General features: G+C 65.7%; 11 protein-coding genes. 5 read left to right on the forward strand and 6 right to left on the reverse strand.

Annotation, left to right across the window (positions count from 1 at the left end):
• The 4 genes from VMI09_02110 to VMI09_02125 form a co-directional block, all read left to right on the forward strand.
• A partial coding sequence (locus tag VMI09_02110) for a VWA domain-containing protein (GenBank protein ID HTQ23459.1) occupies positions 1 to 797 on the forward strand: 797 nt, incomplete at its 5' end.
• A gap of 234 nt (positions 798 to 1031) precedes the next feature.
• Entirely contained in the window at positions 1032 to 1490 is a 459-nt protein-coding gene (locus tag VMI09_02115; protein HTQ23460.1) for a FecR family protein, read from the forward strand.
• Between the two features lie 24 nt (positions 1491 to 1514).
• Positions 1515 to 1712: a hypothetical protein gene (locus VMI09_02120; GenBank protein ID HTQ23461.1), complete on the forward strand. Its 198-nt coding sequence runs from the start codon at positions 1515 to 1517 to the stop codon at positions 1710 to 1712.
• A 164-nt stretch (positions 1713 to 1876) separates the two neighbouring features.
• The gene (locus VMI09_02125) at positions 1877 to 4123 is read left to right on the forward strand and encodes an adenylate/guanylate cyclase domain-containing protein (protein ID HTQ23462.1); all 2247 of its coding nucleotides are present in this window, start codon (positions 1877 to 1879) and stop codon (positions 4121 to 4123) included.
• An 18-nt stretch (positions 4124 to 4141) separates the two neighbouring features.
• On the opposite strand, the gene VMI09_02130 is transcribed toward VMI09_02125, so the two are convergent.
• The 6 genes from VMI09_02130 to VMI09_02155 all read right to left on the reverse strand — a co-directional run bounded on the left by VMI09_02130 (position 4142) and on the right by VMI09_02155 (position 11149).
• The gene (locus VMI09_02130) at positions 4142 to 4813 is read right to left on the reverse strand and encodes an EthD family reductase (GenBank protein HTQ23463.1); all 672 of its coding nucleotides are present in this window, start codon (positions 4811 to 4813) and stop codon (positions 4142 to 4144) included.
• Between the two features lie 73 nt (positions 4814 to 4886).
• Positions 4887 to 6386, reverse strand: coding sequence for a mechanosensitive ion channel family protein (locus VMI09_02135; GenBank protein ID HTQ23464.1), 1500 nt, complete (start codon positions 6384 to 6386; stop codon positions 4887 to 4889).
• A gap of 206 nt (positions 6387 to 6592) precedes the next feature.
• Positions 6593 to 7243: a non-canonical purine NTP pyrophosphatase gene (locus VMI09_02140; protein HTQ23465.1), complete on the reverse strand. Its 651-nt coding sequence runs from the start codon at positions 7241 to 7243 to the stop codon at positions 6593 to 6595.
• 35 nt (positions 7244 to 7278) lie between these two features.
• Positions 7279 to 8448 (reverse strand): D-alanine--D-alanine ligase family protein, encoded by a 1170-nt coding sequence (locus VMI09_02145; protein HTQ23466.1) that lies wholly within the window; start codon positions 8446 to 8448, stop codon positions 7279 to 7281.
• Between the two features lie 202 nt (positions 8449 to 8650).
• On the reverse strand, positions 8651 to 10105 hold the full coding sequence (gene guaB / locus VMI09_02150) for an IMP dehydrogenase (GenBank protein ID HTQ23467.1): 1455 nt from the start codon (positions 10103 to 10105) through the stop codon (positions 8651 to 8653).
• A 177-nt stretch (positions 10106 to 10282) separates the two neighbouring features.
• Entirely contained in the window at positions 10283 to 11149 is an 867-nt protein-coding gene (locus VMI09_02155) for an alpha/beta fold hydrolase (GenBank protein HTQ23468.1), read from the reverse strand.
• A gap of 547 nt (positions 11150 to 11696) precedes the next feature.
• Here VMI09_02155 and VMI09_02160 point away from each other — a divergent pair.
• The gene (locus VMI09_02160) at positions 11697 to 12041 is read left to right on the forward strand and encodes a septum formation initiator family protein (GenBank protein HTQ23469.1); all 345 of its coding nucleotides are present in this window, start codon (positions 11697 to 11699) and stop codon (positions 12039 to 12041) included.
• Positions 12042 to 12143 lie beyond the last annotated feature (102 nt).

Here is a 12143-nt window from a genome sequence, read left to right on the forward strand (position 1 = left end):
AGACCCACGCGCCGCGCGCTCGTAACAGCGTCGACCATGGCGCGACGGGCATGGACGCGCGCCGCCAAGCAACGCTTCGCGACGCGCGGCGCACACCGTTCGCCGCCTACACCGACCTCGAGTACGAAACGGCGCGCGACGCGCTTGCCCCGCTCGTTCGCCGCTTCCGTTTGCGATTAGGCCGCAGGCTTCACGCTGCGGCGCGCGGCCGCGTCGATTTCCGCCGGACCATCCGCGCCTCGCTGCAGCACGGTGGCGCGCTCGCCGAGCTGCGGTTTCGCGCACGGCGCCCCCGCCACGCCGACCTTCTGATCCTGGCCGACGTTTCGGGCTCGGTACGCTACTGCTCGACGCTGATGTTGGAACTGGTGGCCGGCGTTCATGGCTATTTCCGGCGAGTGCGCAGCTTCGTCTTCATCGATCGCCTCGCCGAGGCCGAGTTCGGCGGCGGACACGTGGCCACCGATCCCGCGCTGGACCTCTATGCGCGCTCGGATTTCGGCAAGGTGCTCGTCGGGCTGTGGGACCGGCGCGGGGAACTGCTCTCACGGGCGACGCTCATGGTGATATTGGGAGACGCGCGCAACAATCGACGACCGGCGCGCGCCGATCTTTTGCGCGACCTGCGGCGCCTGTGCCGCGCCGCGGTATGGCTGACGCCGGAGGTGGCGGAACGATGGGGAACCGGGGACAGCGCTATCTATCAGTACGCGCGCGAGGTTGACGGACTCCATCGATGCGCCAACCTGGCCGAACTGGAGCGTTCGCTGGAACGCTCGATTAGAACCGTCTTTTGAAAATAAGCGAGAAAAAGACATTTCATTTAATGCTTCAGGGTTTGACATGGAAAGATGAGACGGTAAAGGTGCGCAGCGCAAAAGCAATTAGCTCGTAAAAGATGCTTTTCCATGACTAAGAGCAATATTTTGCATTTGGCTATAGTGCTTGTAGTCACGTTTACGCTCATCACCGCGAACCGCGCGATGGCATAGACGACGCCCGCGGGTTCCGTCACCGCCCTCACGGACGACGTGCATATCGAGCGTGGCGGAACCACCGTACCGGCCACGCCAGGCACGGCGGTTGACGTCGGCGACCGGATCGTCAGCGGCCCGAACAGCCGCGCCACCATAACCCTGACGGATAACAGCAAGCTGGAGCTGGACGAATCAAGCTCCCTGGCCATCGACCAGCAGATGGTCGGGACCAACACGCGCAACACCAAGCTAAGCCTCTTCTCCGGTTTGGTGCGTTCCTTCGTATCGTACACGTCGTCGCCGACGCCTAATTTCGAGGTTCATACGCCCAACGCGGTCGCCTCGGCTCGCGGCACCGAATATGACACGTCCACCAGCGATCAGCCGCCCAACACGATGAGCGACGAGGACCGCAAGAAGTACAAGGATTGCCGCCGCTTCACCCAGGTATCGGTCTATGACGGCACGGTCGAAGTGACCAACACGACCAATCCTGGCGGCGGCTCGGTCTAGGTACCTCCGGGCCACAAAACGACCGTGGTATGCGGTTTCGCGCCGTTCCCGCCGAGCGAGCTCGGCGCGGCCGCGGCCGCGGCTGCGCTCGGCGCCAGCACGACCGGCCTCTTCCTCGGCAGTGCGATCGTGGTCGGCGGTACGGTCGGCGGATTGGCTGCCGCCGGCGTATTCAGCGGAGGCGGCAGCCATCACAAGCCAACCAAGAGCCCCAACGAGTGAACTGAACCGCGCTGCGCGGGAGCGACGCTCATCCTGCCAGCGCCATATTCGTCGGCGCTTCGATGTCGAATTGCGTTGATCGCCGCCTCCGGCTCGACGCAACTCCGCAGCGGATGGTCGCGGGCGGCGCGGCAACGCGCTAAGCTCTGAGCCGTTCGTCCGCGATGGCCAAACCGACCAGTGTCAAGACGAGCCGTCACCGGCACGCATGGCGCCCGCTGCTCATCGGGATCGCCATCCTGGCCGCGCTCTTCATCTTCAACGCTCTCCATCCGGCGGTCTTCGAGCTGGCCGATCTGAAGGCCTCGGACCTCCGGATTTACGTCACGCGCCGGCCGCCGCTCAGCGGCGCGGTCGTGATTGCCGCGATCGACGAGACCAGCGTCGCCGAGCTGGGCCATTGGCCGTGGCCGCGCAGCGTGGAGGCGCGGCTCAACGATGCGCTCCGCGATTACAAGGCTGCGGTGGTCGGCTATGACGTGCTGTTCAGCGAGCGCGACGAGGACGACATCCAGGCCGATCAAATCGCCACGCGTCTCAAGGGCCTGGGCGTCAGCGACGCGGCGATCAAAGAGACCCTGGGCACCGGCAACGATCTCGCCTTTGCCAATGCCGTAAGGGGCGAAGGTTCGACCTTCATCGGCTATGCCTTCGAAAGCCATTTCGATCTGAAGAGCGCGAGGCAGGCGCTCGCGGCGCCGCTTCCGGCCGGTTTCAAGACCGCGCCGATAACGCCGGCACCGCTCGCCTATAACCTGGTGCGCGAGTTGCCTGATGCAGCGCCGGCCTTGCTGGTCGCGGCACGCGCCTACCTGCCTCCGATAGCGACGCTCAACAGCGCGGCGCGCGGGATCGGCTATGTCGATATCGACGCCGATTCCGACGGCGTATTGCGCTCCGAGCTTTCCGTGGTTCGTTTCGGCAGGCGCTATTGCGTGCCGCTCTACCTGGCGGTGACCGCGGCTTACCTGAAGAACGCGCCGCTCAGGCTGGTGGTAGGTCCCGAGGGCGTGCAGCAGGTCGCGCTCGGCGGCGAAGAAATCCCGGTGGACGAGATCGGGCGGATGCTAATCAATTTCCGCGGTCCGCCGGGCACCTTTCCCGCATACTCGATCGCCGATCTCATCGCGCACCGGGTGCCGCCCGAGGCGATCGCGGGAAAGATCGTGCTGGTCGGGATGACCGCGCACGCGCTCGGCGACCGCAAGATCACGCCGACCGGTGGCGATTTTCCCGGCGTGGAGATCCATGCCAACGCGATCGACAACGTGCTGCGCGGCGACTTCATCCGGCGCTCGCGCATCGAAGGCACCGCGGAAGAGGAAGGCGTGGCGCTCGCGCTGGTGCTCGCGATCAGTCTCGCCGCGGCCTATCTTTCGCCGCTATGGTCGGCGAGCGCCGCGCTCCTGGTGATCGTCGGCTTTTCGGCGTACGCGCAGTACCGCCTGATCGAGGACGGCGTGTTGATCGACGTGGCGCTGCCGATGGCCGCGGTGCTGATTACATACATGCTGCTGGCAACCTACCGCTACGTGACCGAGGGCAGCGAAAAACGCTACCTGCGCTCCGCCTTCGAGCATTATCTCAACCCCAACGTGGTCGCCTCGGTGGTCGACGACCCCCAGGGGCTGCGCCTTAGCGGCGAGCGGCGCCATCTCGCGATCCTGTTCTCCGACATCGTCAATTTCACCTCGCGCGCCGAGCGTTCCGAGCCCGAGCGGGTGGTCGCGCTGCTCAACACGTACATGAGCGTGATGATCGACATCATCTTCAAGTCGGACGGCGTGGTGGACAAGCTGATGGGCGACGGGATCATGGCGTTCTGGGGCGCGCCGAATGAGATCGAGAACCCCGCGGCGGCCGCGATCGATTGCGCGCTCAGGATGCTCGACGGCCTCCGCCATCTGCGCCAGTCCGACGAACGCTTCGCCGACGTCGACATCGGCATCGGCATCGCCACCGGCGAAGTGGTAGTGGGCAACTTCGGCGGCGCGCAGCGCTTCGACTATTCGGCGGTCGGCGACACGGTCAATCTGGCTTCGCGCCTGGAGGGCCTGACGCGCCATTTCCAGGTCCATCTGCTGGTCACCCGCCAGACCCTGGCCGAGGCCGCGGGCAAGTATTGCGCGCGCGAGGTCGGGTTGGTCAAGGTCAAGGGCAAGGCGCAATTGGTGCCGATCGTGGACGTCGCCGGACACGGCGGAAACGGAATCGATCCTTCCTTCTATGAGCGCTTTAACCGCGCGCTCGAGCACATCCGCAGCGGCGAAGCGACCGCCGCGAACACGGTGCTGCAGGCGCTCAACCGCGAAGCGCCCGACGACGCGCTGGTCAATCTCTACCTGGAGAAGATCGTCGAGGCGACCGACGGGAATCCGACCGAGATGGTCTTCGAGTTCGAAACCAAGTAGCCGCGCGCCCGCAACAACTCAGAGCACGGTGAAATCCCGCGTGATGATGAACGGGAATGGATGCGCCGTGCCGATGAAGTTGGGTTCGTCGGCGCGCACCGCGCGGTACTCCGCCGTGGTCGCCGATTCGCGCATCGCGGCGGTCGAGTCGAACCATACTTCGGCCACGCCGTCGAAGCGGGGCTGGCGGCCCTCGCGATAGGCCGCCGGCCGCACGTGGCACTGCACGTAGCGCCGCACCATCGGGATCTTCGCGCCGAGCGGGCCGTGCACCTGGCTCCAGTGGCGCTGGAAGTCTTCGACCGACATCCCGGGCTTGCGGGTGACGAATTCGACCAGGTGCACCATCGAGGGTTCGGCCGGCGCGTCCTTCTGCACCCGTTCATCGGTGATGAGGAAATCGATCTGCGCAAGATCGATGAAGTTGGGCTCGTCGGCGCGCACCGCGCGGTACTCCGGCGTCGCCGCGGTCGCGCGCATCGCGTCGGTCGAATCGAACCAGACCTCGGCCACGCCGTCATAGGCGGGCTCGCCGTTGCGGTAGCCCGAGGGGATCGTATGGCATTGCACGTAGCGGCGAAGTCCGGGCAGCTTTACCACGATGGGGGCGTGCTGGTTGCGCCAGTATTTCCCGAACTCGTCGACGCTCATCCCCGGCTTGCGCTTGATGAACGTAATCGTCTTGACCATGGCCGATTCCTCCGTCGGGCGCGCGCGGGCACGCCACCGCCAGAGCGCGTGCCGGCGGTGGCAAGCGCCTCGTCTAGATATCGAATATCTCGCGCATTTTGGCCAGCAGCCACATCGAGCGGCCGCGCGCGCCGCCGTCGGTCTGCTGTCCCGCGTCGAGCCGTTCGCGCCGCTGGCTCAGGCGGGCGGCGATGATTTCGCTCATCTGGGCGGCGGCGTCGGGATGGGTTCTGAAGAGTTCGGTGAAGCCGGCGCGGTTCATCTCGAGAACTTCGACGTCGATGCGCGCGCGGATGGTGGCGTTGCGTGGTTCGCCCGTCATCAGCGCCATCTCGCCGAAAAAGGCCGGCCGGGCCAGTTCGGCGATATGGACCTGCCGGCCGTCGGAGCCGTTGGTCGTCACATCGACGGTGCCGTGGCGAATTATGTAAAAAGTGTCGCCGGTATCGCCCTGGCGCATCAGCGCCTCGCCGGCGCCGAACTGGCGCACGCGGACGGCGCCGGCCAGGATGTGCAGTTCCTCGTCGCTGAGCTCGCGCAGAAAATCGACGCCGCGCAGCTCGGCGGCGATTTCGCGCGCCGCCTCCGACGCCTCGATCTGGATCTCCTGCTTGAACAGCATGGTGCGGACGGGAAAGGGAATCTCGATCGCGTGGCGGCGCATCGCGTACCACAATCCGGACATCACGCGGGCGTGGATCTGCTCGGCGCGCCCGTAGTCGCCGATCCAGTACTTGATCCGGTAACGGATCGCGTAGTCGCCGAAATCCCAGGTCATAACCTCGGGCTCAGGAGTGCTCAGGATATCGGGAACGTCGCGGAGTACGTTGAGGACGACTTCGCGCACCCGGTTGGGCGGCTCGCCGTAGCTGAGGCCGATCGAAACTTCTTCGGCCACCGCATGTTTGCCGTAATTGAACAGCAGGTCCTTGGCCAACTGAGCGTTGGGAATGTCGAGCCATTCATTCGAGCGAGTCACGATCGTCGTCGCTCGCCATCCGACGTCGTGGACGGTCCCGACCTTGTCGGCCACGCGCACCCAATCGCCGGGCGCGAACGGGCGCGAGATTTGCAACGTTAGTCCGCTGAAGATATTGCCCAGCGTCTCTTGCAGCGCGAAGCCGATCACCACGCCCAGCACGGCCGGCACCGCGAGCAGCGCGGTCACGTCGATCTTGAAAAATGTATGGAGCACGACCATCACGACCAGCAGCCACAGGATCAGCGTGAGCAGGTCGCGGAAGATGGTCGAGAAATGCTCGCGCCCGCGATGCGTCGCGGCGTCGGACAGCTCCAGCCCGATCCGGATTACGCCCCACAGGAACAGCACCACCGCGACCGTATCGACGAGATAGGCGAACCAGGCGCGGCCGAAGAGCGGCGTCGCGAGGTCGACCACCAGCCCGACTCCGACCATCGTAACCGGCCAGCCCCGCAAATTGCCCCGCCGATGACGCAGCGCGAGCGCATAGAGCAACGCCGCAACTGCTGCGGCCGACTCGACCACCGCGCGCGCGTCGAGCGACAGCGCGTCGAGTCCGAGCAGGGTTTGGAGCTGAGTCAGATGGTCCATCGGCTAGGCCCGATTATCTTCGCCATCTCGCCTGGCAGGCGCTGCGCGTCAAAGTAGTCGGGCGCGATTGAGGTACGTTGCGAGTTCGACAGCGGCTCGGCCCGCGCGAAACGTCGCGTATTTTGACAAAGTTGGCGCGCCGCGACCAGCGACATTCTGGCAGCGACAACAAGTCCGCCGCCCGGTGCGAATAGAGGCGCGCCATCTCAGCGCGAGCCTGCAATGCGAAGCAGATCGGCGCGCAGACCCTCGAGCGCCGCGCGGCGCTGGCTCAGACGCGCCGCCTCCTCGTCGGAAAGCTCGCCCAGGTAGCATCCCCGATCCGGCAAAAAGAGTACGGCGCGGTAGGGAAAGCCCAGCCGCATCCGCGGCCACACCCTCTCCGCGATAACCCCCTCAAGAGAGGCTTCGCTCACGCGTTCCCGGGCGCGTCCGTCATCATCGTAGACGAGAGCGACGGCGGCGCGCAGACGCGCGCCGCGGCGTGCCGGCTCCACCCCGGCCATCCGGCGTATCACCTCCTCGGCAAGCGCGCGGTCAAGGTCGCCATGAGCGGCGGCAGCGGCGTCCGCGCCGTCGCCAGCAAGCCATCGATGAGACCGCACGCCGGGTTCGCCGCCGAGCGCGTCAACCATCAGGCCGCCGTCGTCGGCGATGGTCGGCAGATGGGCGCGCGCGAAATAGCAGCGCGCCTTGAGCAGCGCGTTCTCGACGAAAGTTGCGCCGGTCTCTTCGGGAGCGTCATCGCCGATGCCGGCCTCGCGCAGGGAAAGCGGGGCGAGATCGTAGCCGCGCAGCAGCAACCGGTATTCCTCGAGCTTGGCGGGATTGGTGGTGGCGATCAGCAGAGCTTTCATCGCGCAGGATTACGCGGCCGGGGGCTCGCGAACCGTTAGCCTTTGATCTCGTAGGTTATCTTGAGCGCGGCGCGCTCGCGATGCTCCTCGAGCGCGAGTTCGATCAGGCGATCGATGAGCCGGTTAAGCGGCAGGCCGGAGGCCTCCCATAGTTTGGGATACATGCTTATGGCGGTGAAGCCTGGAATCGTGTTGACCTCGTTGACGTAGATTTCGCTGAGCGCCGGCCGCGCCAGAAAATCGACCCGCGCCATCCCGCGCAGGCCGAGCGCGCGAAACGCGCCGCAGGCAAGTTGGCGCAGATGCTCGCTCTGCGCGGCGTTGAGCGCAGCGGGAATCCTGACCTCGGCGCCCTCCGGATCGACGTATTTCGATTCGTAGCTGTAGAACTCGTGGCGTCCCTTGATGACGATTTCGCCGGGAATCGAGGACTCGGGCCGCTCGTTGCCGAGCACCGCGCATTCCAGCTCGCGCCCGATGCAGGAGGCCTCGATCAGCACCTTGCGGTCGTACGCAAACGCCTCCTCGAGCGCCGCGCCGAGTTCGCGCTCGCTCTTGACCTTGCTGATCCCGACCGACGAGCCGAGCGCATTGGGCTTGACGAACACCGGGTACCCGAGCGAACGCGCAAGCTCGGCCGCGCGCGCCGGCTTCTCGCGCCATTGCCAGCGCTCAATCATCGCGTAGCGCACCACAGGCAATCCAGCCTCGCGCAACAGCCGCTTTTGGACGTCCTTGTCCATCCCGACCGCGGAGCCGAGCACGCCCGCGCCGACGTATGGAAGGCCCGCCAGCTCCAGCAGCCCCTGCACGGTGCCGTCCTCGCCATAACTCCCATGCAGGACGGGAAACACGACGTCGAGCGGGCCGGGGAGCTTGCCGGCGCCGGGCCCCGCAACTTCTGCGGCGCGCGGCGCGCCGGCCGGTGCTTGGACTAACGCGTTGGCAGCGGGATGAGGCAGCAGGCTGACCTCAATACCGCCGCCTGCGAGCGCTTCCAGGCGCGGCGCCGCGTCGGCCAGCATCCGGATCGCGTCGGCGCGCCAATACCAGCGCCCGTCGCGGCCGATCCCGATCGGCACCACTTCATAGCGCGCCGGATCCATCGCCGACATCACGGTGAACGCCGAACGCAGCGAGATCTCATGCTCGCTCGAGCGTCCGCCGAAGAGCACGCCGACGCGGATTTTCTTTGTCTGAGCCATCTTGTTGCGCCGCCCCGCCCGCGTGCGCCCCTTGAGTGCGCGCACTGCGGCCGCTTCATCCGCCGATGTATCGTAGCATCACCAACGCGCAGTCGATTGTGCCACGCCGGCGCGGCCGCATCGAGCGGCCTCCAGCAACCGGCGGCGCGGCGCTCGCTCATGGCGCTTGAACCTGTCGCATTCCCGCGCGGCTTGACCGGTGCTAGGGACGATAGTTCGGCGCTTCCTTGGTCACGAAGACATCGTGCACGTGGCTCTCGCGCTGGCCCGCGTCGGTTACGCGGATGAAGCGGGCGCGCCGGCGCAGCTCGGCGAGATTGGCGGCCCCGACATAACCCATCCCGGACTGCAGGCCGCCGACCAGTTGTTCGATGTTGGAGGCGAGCGGTCCGCGATGCGGTACCCGGCCCTCAATTCCTTCCGGCACGAGCTTGCTCTCTTCCACGTCGCTCTGGCCGTAACGGTCGCGCACGCGTTCACTCATCGCGCCAAGCGATCCCATCCCGCGATAGAGCTTGTAAGTCCGGCCCTGGTAGAGAATCGTCTCGCCGGGACTTTCTTCGCTGCCGGCGAAGAGCGACCCGATCATCACGGTCGCCGCGCCCGCCGCGAGCGCCTTCACGATGTCGCCCGAGAAGCGGATGCCGCCGTCGGCGATGAGCGGGATGCCGCGCGGCTCGGCCATCGCAACGCAATCCATGATCGCGGTAATCTGCGGCACGCCGACGCCCGAAATCACCCGCGTGGTGCAAATCGACCCGGGACCCATCCCGACCCTGAGTGCATCGGCGCCCGCATCGATCAGCGCCTTGGCACCCTCGGCGGTGGCGACATTGCCGGCGACCATGTCGATCCCGGGATGGGCCAGCTTGGTCGCGCGCAGCGCGTCGATCACGTTGCGCGAATGGCCGTGTGCGGTATCGATGACCAGCACGTCGACGCCCGCGCGGACCAGCGCCGCCGCGCGCTCCTCGCGTTCGGGCCCCACGCCGATCGCGGCGCCGACGCGCAGCCGTCCCATCTTGTCCTTGCTCGAATGGGGATGGCGTGTCGCCTTGTCCATGTCCTTGACGGTGATAAGCCCGCACAGGCGCTGGCGTTCGTCGACCAGCGGCAGCTTTTCGATGCGATGGGCCTGGAGGATTTCCTTGGCCTGTTCGAGGCCGATGCCGGGATGAGCGGTGACCACGCGCGTGGTCATCACCTCGCGCACGAGCTTGTCTAGGCGTTTCTCGAAGCGCAGGTCGCGATTGGTCAGGATGCCGACCAGGCGGCCGTCGGCGACCACGGGCAGGCCCGAGATCCCGTGGCGCTCCATGGTCGCGAGCGCGTCGGCGATTCTCTGTTCGGGATGAACCGTGACGGGGTCGGCGATCATGCCGCTTTCATACTTCTTCACCGCGGCGACTTCAGCTGCCTGCCGTTCGACTGTGAGGTTGCGATGAATGAAGCCCAGCCCGCCAAGCTGCGCGATCGCGATCGCCGAGCGCGACTCGGTCACCGTGTCCATCGGACTGGAGACCAGCGGGATGCGCAGGCGGATGCTGGGAGTGAGCATCGTCGAGACCTCGCAGCTCGAGGGCAGCAGGTCGGAGGCCTGCGGCAGAAGCAGGACGTCGTCGAAAGTGAGTCCCTCGCGAAGCTCCGACTGCGGCATTGGGAGTCTCCTTTATGCAAAAAAGCCCGCGGATATCCGCGGGCCTTCAACCATGTTGCTGGATGCTGCTATTTGGTGCAGCGCCATAAGCCAATCTAACAAAATGGACCCTGCCGATCAATTCGAATCGAAATCATCGATTGGCTTCGCGCGCCGGCGCCGCGCTCCCATTGCTCGTCATCCGTCTCCCGGCTCGTCGTCCGTCTCCTGCCATTGCTCGGAGTAGAGCAGCAACAGATCGCCGTCCAGGCTGCGCACCAGGAAGCGCTGGACCTCGGCTACGGTGCGCTCCAGCGCGCGTCCGCCGATGAGCCAATGGCCGCGGCCGCGCACCACGCGGATCGCCGCTCCGAGCCGTTCAGCGAATTCGCGCGTCTTCTCCAGCGGCGCGAACGGATCGGAATCTCCCGTGATGACGAGCCGCGGCACGGCGCGCCCGCCGTGGAGGAAGGGGAATTCGTCCAACTTTATCCTGCCGCGCACGACCTCGAGCGCTGCGCGCGCGTCGTCGGCCACGAGAGCTCCGCTCAGTGCCTCGAGCGCAAAGGGCTCGGCGTCGGCGAGCAGATGGAACAGCATCGCGCCGCGCGGCGGTCTGAGCGCGCCGCCGAGCCATCGCGCCCGCCAGTTGGCCGCGTTCATCACGAGCGGCGATCGAAAGTGCGGCAGCATCGGCGCCAGCGCGACGGCCGCTTTCACCTGCGGATGCCGGGCCGCGTGCAGAGCGAGGAGCCCTCCAAGACCGTGGCCAACGACGATCGCACCGCGCCCAAGCGCGGTCAGAGCCTCGGACAACAACGCCGCGAGACGCTCGAAGCCGTACGCCTGCCCGCCTGATGCGCGGGAGTCGCGCGGCACCGCCGGCGCCGCCGCGCGAAGATCGGGCGCGTAAACTTCCCATCCGATGCTCGCGAAGTACCCGCGTGAGACCGCAAGATGACGCGCAGTGGTGAAAAGCTCGGGCAGCAGAATCAGCGGCCATGCGAACTTCAGCGGTTCGGGCCGCTCGCATGCGGACGGAATTCGGCCAAGCCGCGTGTCCATCACAACTACGTTGCGCCATGCGCATCGCGCGCCGCAAGCGGCGCTCGCTAACCGTGCGTGAGTGTTTCAGTGAAAAAAAAAGAGGGCCCCTTGTTCAGGGGCCCTCTCGCGGTACGGGGTTGTTTCACCCCGGCTTATCGCAGCAGCATGCCCGGCATCCTGGCCAGCCTCCGGTTTTCCGGAGGAAAACTTATGCCCTTACTTCTTCTTTTTCTTGCCGGCTTTCTTCTTCATACTCGTCTTCAACTTCGGCTTGGATTTTTTCGCGGAACTTTTCTTCTTAACTGGCATAGACACCTCCTTAACAGTTGCTGCTGCCGGACAAGCTCCCGAAACCCCCTGAACCTCTGGCGAGCCGTTGCTGATCTCGCCTTCAAGGCCGGATTATAGAAACCCGTTATTCAAAAATCAAGAAGAAGGCGGATCATTTATAAAGAAATTTTAAAAATGTAAGAAGCCTTGCGATGCCTCACCTTTGCCGGTTTAGAATGGCGTTCAGTCATAAGTCTGCTTGAAGTTCGCGACAAGCCTTTTTACGATAATGCTTGTGACCCGCTTTACCCTGCACCTGCGCAGCAGATGGCTCACGCTGGTTCTGACCGGGGCCTGCGCCCTGCTCGCCGCGGACTTTGTCAGCGGGCCGTCGGGCCTGCGCGATCTGATCGCGCTGCGCGCGCGGCGCGCGCAATTCGAAGCCGCGCACAGGGATCTGCTGAAATCCAACGCGGAGTTGAGGGTCAAGGTCGCCCGCCTCGGCGGCGACGACCGCTACCTCGAGCGCCGCATCCGCGAGGAACTCGGTTACGTGCGCCCCGACGAGCTGGTCTACCGCTTCGCCACCGAAGACGATTCGGCGCAACCGCCGTCGCAAACTCCGTACGGCGATCGCTAGGGTGCGCGCTCCGGCGAAAATTCCGCTCGCGGCGATCGTCTGAAATCGCCGGGCGCGCGCGATGGCACTCAGGAGCCGCGCCCGCCTTGCTTGACTGCGCGG

Source organism: Candidatus Binataceae bacterium, assembly GCA_035500095.1.
In the GTDB taxonomy this organism is placed as follows: Bacteria; Desulfobacterota; Binatia; order Binatales; family Binataceae; genus JAKAVN01.